The sequence below is a fragment of the Bradyrhizobium sp. B039 genome (assembly GCF_038965675.1).
Lineage (GTDB): Bacteria > Pseudomonadota > Alphaproteobacteria > Rhizobiales > Xanthobacteraceae > Bradyrhizobium > Bradyrhizobium diazoefficiens.
The window spans coordinates 648,441-662,936 of sequence record NZ_CP152416.1 but is presented as its reverse complement, the minus strand read 5'-3'; the positions used below and the strand labels follow the sequence as shown (position 1 = coordinate 662,936).

General features: G+C 65.4%; 12 protein-coding genes. 4 read left to right on the top strand and 8 right to left on the bottom strand.

Annotation, left to right across the window (positions count from 1 at the left end; all coding sequences use genetic code 11):
- Position 1 precedes the first annotated feature (1 nt).
- The 5 genes from AAFG50_RS03015 to AAFG50_RS02995 are packed head-to-tail and all read right to left on the bottom strand — an operon-like array spanning position 2 to position 4,346.
- The gene (locus tag AAFG50_RS03015; protein ID WP_028175104.1) at positions 2-694 is read right to left on the bottom strand and encodes an AprI/Inh family metalloprotease inhibitor; all 693 of its coding nucleotides are present in this window, start codon (positions 692-694) and stop codon (positions 2-4) included.
- Positions 694-1,683, bottom strand: a complete 990-nt coding sequence (locus tag AAFG50_RS03010; RefSeq protein ID WP_011082920.1) for a 2-hydroxyacid dehydrogenase — start codon at positions 1,681-1,683, stop codon at positions 694-696. Before AAFG50_RS03010 ends, AAFG50_RS03015 begins: the two co-directional genes overlap by 1 nt.
- A complete protein-coding gene (locus AAFG50_RS03005; protein ID WP_011082921.1) occupies positions 1,683-2,501 on the bottom strand; it encodes an ABC transporter permease in 819 nt (272 codons plus the stop codon). The genes AAFG50_RS03010 and AAFG50_RS03005 overlap by 1 nt, the downstream gene beginning before the upstream one ends.
- On the bottom strand, positions 2,498-3,313 hold the full coding sequence (locus tag AAFG50_RS03000; RefSeq protein ID WP_028175105.1) for an ABC transporter ATP-binding protein: 816 nt from the start codon (positions 3,311-3,313) through the stop codon (positions 2,498-2,500). Before AAFG50_RS03000 ends, AAFG50_RS03005 begins: the two co-directional genes overlap by 4 nt.
- A gap of 10 nt (positions 3,314-3,323) precedes the next feature.
- Complete coding sequence (locus tag AAFG50_RS02995) at positions 3,324-4,346, bottom strand: ABC transporter substrate-binding protein (RefSeq protein WP_011082923.1); 1,023 nt, start codon at positions 4,344-4,346, stop codon at positions 3,324-3,326.
- 153 nt (positions 4,347-4,499) lie between these two features.
- Here AAFG50_RS02995 and AAFG50_RS02990 point away from each other — a divergent pair, with 153 nt between their 5' ends.
- From AAFG50_RS02990 to AAFG50_RS02980, 3 genes are all read left to right on the top strand, one after another.
- A complete protein-coding gene (locus tag AAFG50_RS02990) occupies positions 4,500-5,306 on the top strand; it encodes a creatininase family protein (protein WP_028175106.1) in 807 nt (268 codons plus the stop codon).
- Positions 5,307-5,445: 139 nt separating this feature from the next.
- Positions 5,446-5,709, top strand: a complete 264-nt coding sequence (locus tag AAFG50_RS02985; protein ID WP_028175107.1) for a hypothetical protein — start codon at positions 5,446-5,448, stop codon at positions 5,707-5,709.
- Between the two features lie 435 nt (positions 5,710-6,144).
- Positions 6,145-8,076 (top strand): carbohydrate porin, encoded by a 1,932-nt coding sequence (locus AAFG50_RS02980; RefSeq protein WP_231166758.1) that lies wholly within the window; start codon positions 6,145-6,147, stop codon positions 8,074-8,076.
- A gap of 201 nt (positions 8,077-8,277) precedes the next feature.
- Here AAFG50_RS02980 and AAFG50_RS02975 read toward each other — a convergent pair whose 3' ends face one another.
- Entirely contained in the window at positions 8,278-10,353 is a 2,076-nt protein-coding gene (locus AAFG50_RS02975; protein ID WP_011082928.1) for a HAMP domain-containing methyl-accepting chemotaxis protein, read from the bottom strand.
- Between the two features lie 243 nt (positions 10,354-10,596).
- Here AAFG50_RS02975 and AAFG50_RS02970 point away from each other — a divergent pair, with 243 nt between their 5' ends.
- Positions 10,597-11,895: a hemolysin family protein gene (locus tag AAFG50_RS02970; protein ID WP_028175109.1), complete on the top strand. Its 1,299-nt coding sequence runs from the start codon at positions 10,597-10,599 to the stop codon at positions 11,893-11,895.
- A 248-nt stretch (positions 11,896-12,143) separates the two neighbouring features.
- On the opposite strand, the gene AAFG50_RS02965 is transcribed toward AAFG50_RS02970, so the two are convergent.
- Together AAFG50_RS02965 and AAFG50_RS02960 are read right to left on the bottom strand one after the other, a co-directional pair.
- On the bottom strand, positions 12,144-12,383 hold the full coding sequence (locus tag AAFG50_RS02965; RefSeq protein ID WP_011082930.1) for a PilZ domain-containing protein: 240 nt from the start codon (positions 12,381-12,383) through the stop codon (positions 12,144-12,146).
- A gap of 102 nt (positions 12,384-12,485) precedes the next feature.
- Positions 12,486-14,111, bottom strand: a complete 1,626-nt coding sequence (locus tag AAFG50_RS02960) for an FMN-binding glutamate synthase family protein (protein WP_011082931.1) — start codon at positions 14,109-14,111, stop codon at positions 12,486-12,488.
- Between the last annotated feature and the right edge of the window lie 385 nt (positions 14,112-14,496).

Here is a 14,496-nt window from a genome sequence, read left to right as displayed (position 1 = left end):
ATTATTGCCGCAGCATGATCAGGGGATCAGCGGTATCGGGAACGCGCCGCCACTGCGCGTTGTCGTCGGCCTCGAACTGCCAGACATCGCCTGATTTCGACATCAGGATGATCTGGCCGCGTTCGAGCCGCCATTGCGTCGGATTGAACTGCGCGATGCCCGCATCGCATTTCGGCTTCAGGAAGACCTGGAAATTGTCCGGCCCCGCCTCGGTATTGGTCAGCGTCAGCCCGCAGACCGGCTGGCCGTTGGAGCGCACCATCGACCAGTCGCCGATCATCTGGTCCATCGACTTGGCCATCGAACGGGCGGCGGCGAGGTCCTGCAGGATGTAGACACCTTCGCCCTGCCGCAGCCCCTCGAAGATGCCGGCCTCGACCTCGGTGAAGTCGATCACCGCTTCACCGGTCGCATCCTGCAGGCGAACGATGTCGAGACCCCTGACGCTCCAGGCGACGATGTCCTTGGTGAAGGGCAGCGCGGTCTTGCAGGCCGGCTCCAGCTCCAGCTTGAAGCCCTGGCCCGCGGCGTCGCTCTTCATGGTGACCACGCAGGTCTTGCTGCGCTCGGTGGTCGAGAGCTCCCATTGCCCGGGCATCGTCTTCTTCAGGCTCGTCGCATCCTGCGCCAAGGCAGGGCCGACCGCGGCGACACATGCCGCGATGGCCAATGCAGCGACCCGAAGAATGGTCATCAGCGCCCCTTGAACGGCGTTTCCGCAACCGGGGTCAACGGCGCCTTGCCGGCGAACCAGGCCTTGAGGTTGTCGACGACGAGCTGGTCCATCGCGTTGCGCGTCACCACCGAAGCCGAGCCGATATGCGGCAGCAGCACGACGTTCTGCATGCTCTTGAGCTCGTCCGGCACGCTCGGCTCCGCTGCGAACACGTCGAGGCCAGCGGCGAGGATGGTGCCCGACTTCAGCGCCTGCACCAGCGCCGGCTCGTCGACCACCGAGCCGCGCGCGACATTGATCAGCACGCCGCGCGGGCCGAGCGCCTTGAGCACCTCGGCATTGATCATCTTGTTGGTGCTGGCGCCGCCGGGCACGATCACCATCAAGGTATCCACCGCCTTCGCCATCTCGATCAAGTCAGGGTAGTGCTTGTAGGAGACGTCCTTGGACGGGTTGCGGGAGTGGTAGACCACCGGCACCAGCGAGGCATCGAGCCGGCGCGCGATGGCCTGGCCGATCCGGCCCATGCCGACGATGCCGACCTTGCGGTCGCGCAGGGAGCCGACGCTGAGCGGATAGTTCTGCGTCTGCCAGAGGCCGGAACGGACGTAGCGGTCGGCCTTGATGAATTCGCGCACGGTGGAGATCAGCAGGCCCATCGCGACGTCGGCGACCTCCTCGGTCAGCACGTCGGGCGTGTTGGTGACGATGATGTTGTGCTCGGCCGCGTATTTGGCGTCGACGTGGTCGTAGCCGACGCCGAAGCTCGCCACCATCTCGATCTTGGGCAATTGCGACAGCGAGTCCCTGTCGGCACGCACCGTGTGATAGGTCACGGCCACGCCGCGGATCTTTTCGCGGATCGCGGGTGTCAGCCGCTCGAGGTCGCCTCGTGTCTCGGCCTTGTGCACGACGAAATGATCGGAAAACCCGTTCTCGAGGATCGGCCGCACCGGCCCATAGATCAGAAGGTCGATCTTTTCGGACGAAATCGAACCGGCGGTCATCAGTTTTCCTTTCCAAGGGCGCTTTCGTGCCAGCGCCGTAAAACGAGGTGGGAAACTAGCGCCAGCACCCCATAGATGACAATCCCGGCCAGCGACAACAGCAGCAGCGCGGCGAACATGCGGGGTATGTTCAATCGGTAGCCTGACTCGGCGATCCTGTAGGCGAGCCCGGAGCCGGCGCCGGCCGTTCCGGCCGCGATCTCGGCCACGACAGCGCCGATCAGCGACAGCCCTCCGGCGATGCGCAGGCCGCCGAGGATATAGGGCAGCGCCGCCGGCAGCTTCAGGAAGCGCAGGGTTTGTGGTGGCGAGGCGCCATAGAGCTGGAACAGGCCGGCCAGATTGCGGTCGACCGAATTGAGCCCGAGCGTGGTGTTGGAGAGCACCGGGAAGAAGGCGACGATGAAGGCGCAGACGACGACCGCGGTCTGCTGCTCCAGATAGATCAGGAGCAGCGGTGCAATCGCGATAACAGGCGTCACCTGGAGGACGACGGCGTAGGGGAATAGCGAATATTCCACCCATTTCGACTGGTTGAACAGCAGCGCCAGCGCGATACCGCCGACGCTCGCTGCCACAAATCCTTCAAGCGTGGTCAGAAGCGTGGTGGCGAGCGATTGTGACAGCACGGCCCAGTCCTTGATCAGCGTCAGGAAGATCACGGAGGGCGCGGGCAGCACGTAAGGCGGGATCTCCCTGATGCGGACCACGAGTTCCCAGGCGAGAAGCCCGGCCGCAAGCACGATGACGGGAAGCACGAAGCGCACCGCGCGGTGCGCGCCGGACGGACTGGCGGTGACGGAGGGCTGCGCGCTCATAGCACCGGTTGCCCCGAATAGGACGGCGCCAGCGCGGCCGACACCTTCCGGCAATAATCCGAATAGGCGGCCGAGGTGCGAAACTCCTCTCCGCGCGGCTCGACCGTCTCGATGCGGATGTCGGCCTGGATCCGGCCGGGCCGCGCCGTCATGACCACCACGCGCTGCGACAGATAGACGGATTCGAACACCGAATGGGTGACGAAGATGACGGTCTTGCGAAGGCTGCGCCACAGCGCGAGCAGGTCGTTGTTGAGGCGGAAGCGCGTGATCTCGTCGAGCGCCGCGAACGGCTCATCCATCAGGAGAATGTCCGGATCGGTGACGAGCGCGCGCGCCAGCGAGACCCGCATCTTCATGCCGCCGGACAGCTCGCGCGGATAGGCGTCGGCGAAATCGGCAAGCCCGACGCTCGCCAGCGCTTCGTCGGCGCGCCCGCGCGCCTCCGCCTTCGCCACGCCCGCGAGCTTCAACGGCAGCCGCACGTTCTCGCGCACGCTGGTCCAGGGCATCAGGGTCGGCTCCTGGAATACAAAGCCGATGCCATGGCCCGGCTGTGCAGGTCCCTCGTGACGCGCCATCCGCACGATGCCGGACGACGGCGCGCTGAGCTGCGCGATCAGCCGCAGCGCGGTCGACTTGCCGCAACCCGACGGTCCCAGCAGCGAGATGAACTCGCCCTTGCGCACGGCGAGATCGAGCGGCCCGAGCGCCATGACGCCGTTGTCATAGACCTTCGTCACGCCGCGCAGGCTGACGGCGAGCGCCGTCAGGCTGGCCTCGACCCCGGACGAGGTTTTGACTGGTGACATGGACCTTGCGTTACGGCTTGCTCGGACGCAGCTCGACGCCGACGCCCTTGTTGACGAAGCGCAGCGTGTAGGACTTGCGGAAGTCGAGATCCGGCTTCACCACGCCCGCCTTCACCATCTTGTTGAAGAAGGAGGTGTAGCGCTCGTCGCTCATGGCGCCGATGCCGTTCTTCAACGACTCGCCGGAATCGACGATGCCGTATTCCTTCATCCTGGCGACGGAATAGGCAAGCAGATCGTCGGTCATCTCAGGGTTGAGCTTCTTGATCATGGCATTGCCGGCGGAATTGTCGCCGTAGATATAGTTGTACCAGCCGATCATGGAGGCATCGACGAAGCGCTGCACCAGATCGGGCTTCTTCTCGGCGATGTCGCGGCGGGTCTCGATCAGGGTCGAATAGGTATTGAAGCCGTAATCGGCGAGCAGCAGCACGTTCGGCTTGAAGCCGGCGGCCTTCTCGACCGCGAAGGGCTCGGAGGTGACGTAGCCCTGCATCGCGCTCTTGGGATTGGCGATGAAGGGCTGCGGATTGAAATTGTAGGGCCGGACGTTCTTCTCGTTGAAGCCGTATTCGGACTTCAGCCACTGGAAGTAGCTGCTCATGCCCTCCTTGGAGACGAACAGGGTCAGCGGCTTGAGGTCCTCGATCTTGGCGACCTTGGCGTCCGGCTGCGTCAGCATCACCTGCGGATCCTTCTGGAACACCGCGGCGATGGTCACGACGGGAACGTTGTTGGCGACCGCATCGAACGACATCAGCGTGTTCGCGGCCATGAAGAAATCGATCTTGCCGGCGATCAGCAGCATCCGGTTGTTCTCGTTGGGACCGCCGGGGACGATGGTGACGTCGAGCCCGTACTTCTTATAGGTACCGTCGGCGACCGCCTGGAAGAAGCCGCCATGCTCGGCCTCGGCGACCCAGTTGGTGCCGAAGGTGACTTTGTCCAGGGTCTCCGCGCGCGCCGGGACGACCGAGACAAGAGCGGCCATCAAGCCCGCCGTTAACGCTCGCCGCAGATGAGAGAGGGTCATAATGGCACTCCGTCGATCGCTTCTGGCCCAATCGCTTCTGGCCCATGTGAAAGCAACGCGATAAAACCGCATGAAGTTCGGGGACGCGAGCCGGCCAGGCCCGCGTCCCCTCATACGCCAAATTACGTGACAAATTCGGGCAAAGAAACCTTGATGATGCCGTCCCGCGACTGGACCGAGATCCGCTGGGCCGACGCCGTCCCTGCGGAGACATCGCGCTGGATCGCGGTGCTGCCGCTGGCGGCGACCGAGCAGCACGGCCCGCACCTGCCGCTTGCAACCGACGTGCTGATCGCGGACGCCTATCTGGCGCGCGTGCGCGAGCTTTTGCCCGCAACCATTCCGGCCAGTTTCCTTCCCGTTGAACCGGTCGGAATTTCCACCGAGCATATCGACTATCCGGGCACGCAGACGCTGCCGACCGACGTGGCGCTGAAAAGGTGGACCGCGATCGGCGAGGAGGTCGCGCGGCGCGGGGTGAAGAAGCTCGTCATCATCACCAGCCATGGTGGCAACAGCGCGGCCATGATGCTGGTCGCGCAGGATCTGCGCGCGCATCACAAGCTGTTCGTGGTGACGACGTCGTGGTCGCGCCTGTCGGGCGCCGACAAGCTGTTCCCGGCCGAGGAGGTTCGCCACGGCATTCATGGCGGCGCGGTCGAGACCTCGATCATGCTGGCGCGCTATCCCGACCAGGTGCGCGCGGATGCGATCGCGGATTTTCCCGCGAGCAGCGTCGCGATGGAGACGCAGTATCGCTGGCTGTCGACGCAGCGGCCCGCGCCATTCGCCTGGCAGGCGCAGGATCTGAACGCCAGCGGCGCCATCGGCAATGCGACGCTGGCCGTTCCCGAGAAGGGCGCGCAATTGTTGGATCAGGGTGCGCGCGCCTTCTGCGAGCTGCTCACCGAGGTCGATAACTTCGACGTGAACAGGCTCGCCAAGGGCCCTCTCGGCTAGCCAACATCCTCCTGGAATCATTGAGGAAAGGACCTCACCCGGGGGTCGCATCCGCCGTCTTCGAACCGGACGCGCAGAGCCTCCGTCCAACTGGGCACGCGGGCCACAACGGACCGCCTCAACCCGGATGGAGTTTCACATGTCGATCAAGACCAAGATTGCCGCCGCAGCTCTCGCTGCCCTCGCCGTCACCGGCAGCATCGTGTCCACCACCTCCTCGGCCGAAGCCAAGCAGCCCGGCTGGGTCTGGGGTGTGGGTGCCGGCATCGCCACCGCCGCTGTGGTCGGCTCCGCGATCGCCGCCAGCAACGACCCCTATTACTACGGCTATCACCGCTGCGGCTGGGTCGCCCAGTACAACGCCTTCGGCCAGTACGTTGGCCGCGTTCGCAGCTGCTACTGATTTGAGTACCTGAGGCCGATCTCACGTGGATCCTGCGTCCGACACGGGCGCCTCATCCACCCCGTGTCGTGCCCCGACCCCGCCCGGCTGTCCCCCCGGGCGGGGTCAACTGTTTTGGGCCTGAGAATTTGTTGCAGTCACGTCACACAGCGGTGCGAACCATCACCTGCGGCAATCCGCTTCAGTTGCTATTGCGAATTAATCGCAATAAGGTTTGCAGCAGACACGGGGACTTGGGAAGAAATCGCGTCGGATCGAGATCATCTCGGCCGATCGTGCGAACAACCAGAACCTGGTGACAGGATCGCCGCGAATCGGCAGGGATGTCGGCTGCGGCGGATGGGACACATTCGCGTTTTGGGGGCGTGCGTTTTGACGTTGAGAGGTCACCGTTACAGGTATTTGCGGACGGCCGCGGCAATCGCCTCGGGCGTGATGGTTTTGCCCGCCGCGAGCCGCGCGGCCGATCTGCCGCTGAAGGCACCGGCGCTGAAGACCGTCTATGACTGGACCGGCCTCTACATCGGCGCGCATGTCGGCGTCACCCGCGGCACGTCGTCGGCGACACTGATCGATCCGACGCTCGCGACCGACGACCATGTGTTTACCGGCGCGACCGGCGGCGTGCAGGCGGGCTATAACTGGCGCCTCAATTCGGGGCTCCTGCTCGGCGTCGAAGGCGACATCTCGTTTCCGAACTATCTGCCGTCCAACCACGTCGTGTCGTCGGCAGCGACCGTGCTGTCGAGCGCGGAGGAGCGCTGGGACTATGTCGCGAGCCTGCGCGCACGGCTCGGCTACACCAGCGGCAACTGGCTGTTCTACGCGACCGGCGGCGCTGCCTTCACCGGCGAGCGTTTCCTGTCGACGCCGACCGGCGGCACTGAGGAGAAGGTGTTGCACACGCGGTTCGGCTGGACCGCCGGCGGCGGCGTCGAATATGCCTTCGCGCCGCACTGGAGCGCGCGGCTCGAATATCTCTACAGCAAGTTCGACAACGCCAACGTCACCTTCCCGTCCGGCGCGCAATATTCGTCGTCGATGGATTTCCAGAGCCTGCGCATCGGCCTCAATCGCAAGATCGACTGGCCGGGCGTGCCGACCTACAACCCGAAGTCCGACGTCACCGACACCGAGTCCAGCCGCTGGGAGATTCACGGCCAGTCGACCGTGCTGGGGCAGGGCTACCCCGCGTTCCACGCGCCCTATACCGGAACGAACAGCCTGCTCCCGTCGCCGGATTTCCAGCAGACCTGGAGCAATTCGCTCTATCTGAATGCGCGGCTGTGGGACGGCGGCGAGGTCTATTTCAATCCCGAGCTGCTGCAGGGCTTCGGCTTCAACAACACGACGGGCGCTGCGGGCTTTCCCAACGGCGAAGCGCAGAAGTCCGGCTTCCCCTATCCGCACTTCAACGCCTCTCGCCTGTTCGTGCGCCAGACCTTCGGCTTCGGCGGCGAGCAGGAGGAGCTTGCCAGCGGGCAGCTTCAGCTCGCGAGCAAGGTTGACGTCTCGCGCCTCACCTTGCAGGTCGGCAAGTTTTCCGTGGTCGACGTTTTCGACGGCAATTCCTATGCGCATGACCCGCGCAAGGACTTCATGAACTGGTCGATCTGGGCGTCCGGCGCTTTCGACTACGCCGCCGACAAGCTCGGCCTCGGCTACGGCGCGACCGCCGAATTGAACCAGAAGCAATGGGCGCTGCGCGCCGGCTACTTCCTGATCGATGCCGTCTCCAACTCGAACAATTTCGACATGAACGTCGGCCGTCGCGGCGAATATGTCATGGAGCTCGAGACGCGCTACTCGCTGTTCGGCCTGCCCGGCAAGCTGCGCACGCTCGGATTCGTCAACAGCGCCTTCTCCGGCAGCTATCGCGAGACGCTGGACAATCCCGCGTTCGGCGTCGACATCAGCCAGACCCGCCGCGGCCGCCTCAAATACGGCTACGCGTTCAACGTCGAACAGGCCATCACCGACGACATCGGCGTGTTCGGCCGCTGGAGCTGGAACGACGGCCGCAACGAGATCATGGCCTTCACCGACATCGACCGCAGCCTGTCCGGCGGCGTCTCGGTGAAGGGAACGAAATGGGGCCGGCCCGACGACGTCGTCGCCATCGCCGGCGCCGTCAACGGCCTCTCGCAGGATCATCGCGACTTCATCGCCGCCGGCGGTCTCGGTCCGCTGATCGGCGACGGCCAACTCAACTACCGCCACGAACGCGTGCTGGAGACCTATTACGCCTACGCGCTGAACAAGGCGCTGACCTTCACCGCCGACTATCAGCTCATCGTCAATCCCGCCTACAACGCGGATCGTGGCCCGGTGTCGGTGTTCTCCGGCCGGCTCCACGGCGAGTTCTGAGCGCGCGCGCTTCATCCTTCGAGACGCCCGCTTCGCGGGCTCCTCAGGATGAGGCTAAGCATTGGTGCCCGTCGAAACTGCGGCCGCGCACTCCGTCCTCATCCTGAGGAGCCCGCGAAGCGGGCGTCTCGAAGGATGGGCCGAAGGGACGTCGCTCTGCAAATACGATTGCGACCCCAGCGGGGAGAGGAGTTCGATTTTCTACGCGGCCCGGATCGCGTCCAGGAACTTTCCGACCTCGACCTTGAGGCGGCTGCTCTCGCCCGACAGCGATCTGGCTGCCGCGAGCACATTCGAGGAGGCCGATCCGGTCTGGCTCGCGCCGCGCTGCACGTCGACGATGCTGGCGGAGACCTGCTGGGTGCCGCGGGCCGCCTGTTGCACGTTGCGGGAAATCTCCCGCGTCGCCGCGCCCTGCTCCTCGACCGCCGAGGCGATCGCGGACGCGATCTCGGACATGCGGGTGATGGTGTCGCCGATCGACTTGATGGCGCCGACAGAATCCTCCGTCGCCGTCTGGATTCCCGCAATCTGCTGGCTGATCTCGCCGGTGGCCTTGGCGGTCTGCTCGGCCAGCGCCTTGACCTCGGAGGCGACGACGGCAAAGCCGCGGCCGGCCTCGCCGGCGCGGGCCGCCTCGATGGTGGCGTTCAGCGCCAGGAGATTGGTCTGGCCCGCGATCTGGCTGATGAGCTCGACGACGTCCCCGATCCGGCCGGCGGCCTTGGCCAGCTCGCCGACGTGATCGTTGGTCCGCCCGGCCTGCTGCACCGCTTCGCCGGCGACGCGCGCGGAGTCCTGGACCTGCCGGCTGATCTCGTCGACCGACGAGGCCATTTCCTCCGCCGCCGCGGCAACGGTCTGCACGTTGGTGGAAGCCTGCTCGGACGCGGCCGCGACGGTCGCAGTGACCTTTTCCGATTGATCGGCCGTGCTCGTCAGCGTTCCCGCCGAGGCCTCCAGCTCCGAGGATGCCGACGCCACGGTGTTGATGACGTCGCCGATCATCGCTTCGAAGTCGCGCGCGATCTGGTCCATCCGCTGGCTGCGACGGAGCTTCGCCTCGGCTTCGACCGCGGCCGCCTCGTCGGCGGCCTTCTTGGCCGCGAGCGAATCCTTGAAGTGCCGCAGCGAGCCCGCCACCTGGCCGATCTCGTCGTTGCGGCCCGTCGCGGGGATCTCGACCTCATGCTGTCCGGCGGCGAGCGTGCCGATCACGTCCGCGAGCCGGCTAAGCGGCGTTACCACGCGGCTGCGCAGCATCATGGTCACGCCACCGAGCGTCCCGAGCAGCGCCAGCACCGCCACGCCCGCAAGCGCGAGCATCGCCAGCGCACCATCGCGCGCGGCCGCGGCGCGCTCGGCCGCTTCGGCCAGCGCGGCGTCGCGCACGCCGTAGAACATCTGGATGGCCGGCACGATGACACCGGCCAACTCTTCGGCGTTGACGCCGTATTTGCCGTCGCTACGCGCCGCCGGCATTTCCTTATCCACGACGAGCGCGGCTTTGCCGAAATAGGAGTCCGTCGCCGCCTTCAGCGCGGTGGCGATGCGGGGCGGGCTTCCGAGCTGGTCAATGCCGGCCTCGATGCGCTCTCGGTCGGCCTCGACACGCCCCTGCATGCGATCCATCAGCGAGAACTCGGCCGCGGTGAGCGGCCGGCGTACGCTCAGCGCCGGCGACAGCGTGGCGGCGCGGCTGCCGGCCGAGACGCGCAGATCCTGCGCCGTCCGTGCCAGGCTCAGCAGCGCCGCAAGCGAGGAATCGGCATTGACGACCTTCGCCTCGAGCCGGTTCATGACCGGCTCGATATTGCCGAGCACCTCGGCAACACCGGGCAGGAAACCCTTGATCGCGGCGCTGTCGCGCGCCGCCAGCGGAACACTCATCGCGCGATCTGCCGCAGCGTTGATCTCCTTCAGCCGCCGCGCGGCACGGTCGAGATGCTCGGCAATCGCTCCGCCGTCATCCAGCACCATGATGGCCCGCCTTGCGCTCTCGAAGGCGGTCTCGGCGGCTTTCGCGGCCTTCGCGGCAGCGTCGATCTGGGCCTGCGTCGCAGCGGCCTCCTGGAAGATCGGTCCAATGTAGGGGGCACGGAGACCGGCGACCTGCTGGCTGACCATCAGGGTCGCACCAAAAGCGTCAACCGTCTTGATCGCATCGGAGCGGTTCGTGAAGATGCGCGCCTGGGGTATCAGCACCTCGGCGCCGAGGATGACTGCAAAAACCGTCACCGTCAGCATCGACAGCGCGAAGAGCTTCCCGATCCGCATCCTTGGGTCCCCGAATACATTGCTACAAATGTCGAAAACCTAGCTGGCGGCCACTAAGGGCCCGTTAAGCAACGGCCCGTAGTTCAGCGGAGTGCCTTGGGCCGCGCGGGTCGCCGGAACGCTGTCATCGCCGGGTTCCCCGTGGTGCCAGATGCGACAGAATTGCCGGCATTCTCCTCGCAAAACACCTATATCAATGCTTGCGCCGCCATCCGGCCGCACTCGCATACCTCCGGAACATCAATGCTCTCGGTCGAACTCGTCATCGTCGTCGTCCTGATCGTCATCAACGGCCTGCTCTCCATGTCCGAGCTGGCCGTGGTCTCGTCCCGTCCGGCCCGCCTCTCGCTGCTCGCCGCCAAGGGCGTGCGCGGCGCCGACCGCGCGCTGACGCTGGCGGCCGATCCCGGCAAATTCCTCTCGACGGTGCAGATCGGCATCACGCTGGTCGGCGTGCTCTCGGGTGCGTTCTCCGGCGCGACGCTCGGGCAACGGCTGGCGCAATGGCTGGTCGAGCTCGGCCTGTCCGCCGGCATCGCCGACATCGTCGGCGTCGGCATCGTCGTCACGCTCATCACCTACGCCACACTGATCGTCGGCGAGCTGGTGCCGAAGCAGGTGGCGCTGCGCGACCCCGAGAGCATCGCGGTCAAGGTCGCGCCCGCGATGCATGTTCTGGCGCGGATCTCGCTGCCGCTCGTCTTCCTGCTCGATCTCTCCGGCAAGCTGATCCTCACGCTGCTCGGCCGCGGCGGCAAGGCCGAGGAGAAGGTCTCGGAAGACGAGATCCATCATCTCGTCAGCGAAGCCGAAAATGCCGGCGTGCTCGAGCCCGGCGAGAAGGAGATGATCGCCGGCGTGATGCGGCTCGGCGACCGGCCGGTCGGCGCCGTCATGACGCCGCGCACGGAGGTCGACGAGATCGACCTGAACGACGCACCGGAAGCCATTCAGCAGATCATCGCCAAGAGCCCGCATTCGCGCTTTCCGGCCTCGGACGGCGAACGCGACAAGCCGATCGGCGTGCTCCAGGCCAAGGACCTGCTGGTCGCGTTCATGAGCGAACGCACGCCCGATCTGCGGGCGCTTGTTCGCGAAGCGCCAAGCATTCCCGCCTCGGCGGATGCCCGCGACGTGCTCGCGATCCTGAGGGCCGCTCCGGTCCATGTCGGTTTCGTCTATGACGAGTACGGCGCCTTCGAAGGCGTGGTCACCGCGGCCGACATTCTGGAATCGATCGTCGGCGCGTTCCATTCCGAGGAAGGCCCGCCGGAGCCGGCCTATGTCAAGCGCGCAGACGATTCGCTGCTGGTCGCCGGCTGGATGCCGGTCGACGAATTCTGCGAGCTGCTCGGCATCGAGCTGCCGCCGCACCACCGCTTCTACACCGTGGCGGGCCTCGTGCTGCAACACTTCAACGTGCTGCCCAATGTCGGCGACGCCTTCGACCTCGGCGGCTGGCACATCGAGGTGGTCGATCTCGACGGAAGAAGGATCGACAAGATTCTGGCGAGCCGTCGGGGTGAGCAGGCGGCGGCGTGAGTGCGCGCTTGCGTGAAGTGACGCATGCTGTCGCGCCAATCTCCACTCGTCGTCCCGGACAAGCGCGCCTCAAGCGCGCGCCGATCCGGGACCCATACTCCCAGGAAGCCGTTTGGCGAAGACTGGGTGTTCGGTACTACCACCAACCGCAATCGATCGATCACGCGGTATGGGTCCCGGATCTGCGCTGACGCTTGTCCGGGACGACAGCTGAGATTGTGGTTCGCGCTCATGCCAGATGCAGGCGCCTACCCGAACCTCACACCGATCCGCTTTTCCTTGCGCCAGACCACGGTGCACGCCAGATGCTTTCCGTCGGCCTGGATGAGCAGGGTGAAGTGTTCGGGAATGCCGACCGGGCTGGTAACGTCGAGGGCTGCGCCGGTGTCCGAGAAATTGCGGACGGTGCAGTCGATCGCGCCGCCACCGAACTCGATCGTTCCGGCCTTCAGCACGCGATGCCTGGCTTTGTTGCGTCGCTCGTCCATGGGATGAACTATACCCAAAGTTGAATCAGACGTTAAGCCCCCGCTCTACTCGCGACAATTTCATGGCCTCGCGCGGGCCGCATCATGCCGTGGCTCGGCGCCTCACAGCGCCGGCTGGAACGTCTCCGCCCGCGCCATCCGCCAGGCGTCGCGGAAGCGCGGGTCCTCCGTGCCTTCGAGCAATTCTCCCGGACGCAGCGCCGGATAGAGCTGCGCGAAAGATTGCACCTGGGTCGTCGACCTCCGTTGGCTGAAGTGGATCGGGCGCAGCTGCTGGGGATGTTCGAGGCCGGCCGCGGCGATCAGCTCGGTCAGCGAATGCAGCGTGGCATGGTGGTAATTGTGCACGCGGTCGATCTTGAGCGGCACGTAGAGCGCGCGCGCCCGCGTCGGGTCCTGCGTCGCGACACCGGTCGGGCAGCGGTCGGTGTGGCAGCTCAGCGACTGGATGCAGCCGAGCGAGAACATGAAGCCGCGCGCCGAATTGCACCAGTCGGCGCCGATCGCCATCGCCCGCGCCATGTCGAACGCGGTGGCGATCTTACCGGAGGCGCCGAGCTTGATGCGGTCGCGCGCATTGATGCCGATCAGCGCGTTGTGCACGAAATTGACGCCCTCGCGCATCGGCATGCCGAGATGGTCCATGAACTCGAGCGGCGCCGCACCGGTGCCGCCTTCGTTGCCGTCGACGACGATGAAATCGGGATAGATGCCGGTCTCCAGCATCGCCTTGCAGATCGCCAGGAATTCCCAGGGATGACCGATGCACAGCTTGAAGCCGGCCGGCTTGCCACCGGAGAGGCGGCGCATCTCAGCGATGAACTGCATCATGCCAACGGGCGTCGAGAAGGCGCGGTGCGAGGCCGGCGAGATGCAGTCCTCGCCCATGGACACGCCGCGGATCTTGGAAATCTCCTCCGAGACCTTCGCCGCCGGCAGCACGCCGCCATGGCCGGGCTTGGCACCCTGGCTGATCTTGAGCTCGACCATCTTGATCTGGTCCTGGCCGGCGACGCGCGCGAACGCTTCGGGATCGAACGAGCCGTCGAGATGGCGGCAGCCGAAATAGCCGGAGCCAATCTCCCAGATGATGTCGCCGCCCATCTCTGCGTGATAGGGGCTGAAGCCGCCCTCGCCGGTGTCATGGGCAAAGCCGCCCTTCTTCGCGCCGGCATTGAGCGCACGCACCGCGTTCGGGCTGAGCGCGCCAAAGCTCATCGCCGAGATGTTGAACACCGAGGCCGAGTAGGGCTTCTTGCAGTCCGGTCCGCCGACGACGACGCGAAACTTCTCCTCGGCATGCGCCTTCGGCGACACCGAGTGATGCATCCACTCATAGCCCTCGCGGTAGACGTCCTCCTGGGTGCCGAACGGACGCTTGTCGAGCTGCATCTTGGCGCGCTGATAGACCACCGCGCGGGTGTCGCGCGAGAACGGCATGCCGTCCTTCTCGCTCTCGAAGAAATACTGCCGCATCTCGGGGCGTATCTCTTCGAGCAGGAAGCGGATATGCGCCGAGATCGGGTAGTTGCGCAGCACCGCATGGCTCTTCTGGAGCAGGTCGCGGACGCCGAGCAGCGTCAGGGCGCCGAAGATCAGGATCGGGATCAGCAGGATGTCGAAGATCTTGCGGTCGGCGATGCCGAAGCCGATCAGGAGCGCGGTGACGACCGCGCAGATCGTCAGCACTATGAAGCGCGGCGAGAATGGCATCAGCAGGGTTTCCATGGCCCCCTCTTCCAACGGCCCACGCTTCGATTTTGGCGCTTTGCTATTTTCGTCGGCCACGATTCCCATCCTCTCGCCAGCTTGAGGCGGTACGATACGCCCGCGCCTGTCATACGGATATGACGCGGCCCTTGTTTCAGGCTAGCGAATTCCGCCGCCGCAGATCAATCCGCCGAGAGGTTATGCTTTTGCAGTGCAGCAGAGGGAGTGGGGATGGGAATAGTGGGGCGGCCGGGCAAGGTGCTTTACCCACCGCCGTCGTCCTGGCGAAAGCCAGGACCCATTACCCCTAAACGGGGTTGCGCGAAGACTGACAACGACCAGCCTTCGCCAAACTTGACTCGGTGGGTATGGGTCCTGGCTTTCGCCAGGACGACACCGAGAG

What these genes read in the sequence shown, in the direction of transcription:
- AAFG50_RS03015 (WP_028175104.1), bottom strand. Translation starts at nt 694, where the DNA reads ATGACCATTCTTCGGGTCGCTGCATTGGCCATCGCGGCATGTGTCGCC.
- AAFG50_RS03010 (WP_011082920.1), bottom strand. Translation starts at nt 1,683, where the DNA reads ATGACCGCCGGTTCGATTTCGTCCGAAAAGATCGACCTTCTGATCTAT.
- AAFG50_RS03005 (WP_011082921.1), bottom strand. Translation starts at nt 2,501, where the DNA reads ATGAGCGCGCAGCCCTCCGTCACCGCCAGTCCGTCCGGCGCGCACCGC.
- AAFG50_RS03000 (WP_028175105.1), bottom strand. Translation starts at nt 3,313, where the DNA reads ATGTCACCAGTCAAAACCTCGTCCGGGGTCGAGGCCAGCCTGACGGCG.
- AAFG50_RS02995 (WP_011082923.1), bottom strand. Translation starts at nt 4,346, where the DNA reads ATGACCCTCTCTCATCTGCGGCGAGCGTTAACGGCGGGCTTGATGGCC.
- AAFG50_RS02990 (WP_028175106.1), top strand. Translation starts at nt 4,500, where the DNA reads ATGATGCCGTCCCGCGACTGGACCGAGATCCGCTGGGCCGACGCCGTC.
- AAFG50_RS02985 (WP_028175107.1), top strand. Translation starts at nt 5,446, where the DNA reads ATGTCGATCAAGACCAAGATTGCCGCCGCAGCTCTCGCTGCCCTCGCC.
- AAFG50_RS02980 (WP_231166758.1), top strand. Translation starts at nt 6,145, where the DNA reads ATGGTTTTGCCCGCCGCGAGCCGCGCGGCCGATCTGCCGCTGAAGGCA.
- AAFG50_RS02975 (WP_011082928.1), bottom strand. Translation starts at nt 10,353, where the DNA reads ATGCGGATCGGGAAGCTCTTCGCGCTGTCGATGCTGACGGTGACGGTT.
- AAFG50_RS02970 (WP_028175109.1), top strand. Translation starts at nt 10,597, where the DNA reads ATGCTCTCGGTCGAACTCGTCATCGTCGTCGTCCTGATCGTCATCAAC.
- AAFG50_RS02965 (WP_011082930.1), bottom strand. Translation starts at nt 12,383, where the DNA reads ATGGACGAGCGACGCAACAAAGCCAGGCATCGCGTGCTGAAGGCCGGA.
- AAFG50_RS02960 (WP_011082931.1), bottom strand. Translation starts at nt 14,111, where the DNA reads ATGGAAACCCTGCTGATGCCATTCTCGCCGCGCTTCATAGTGCTGACG.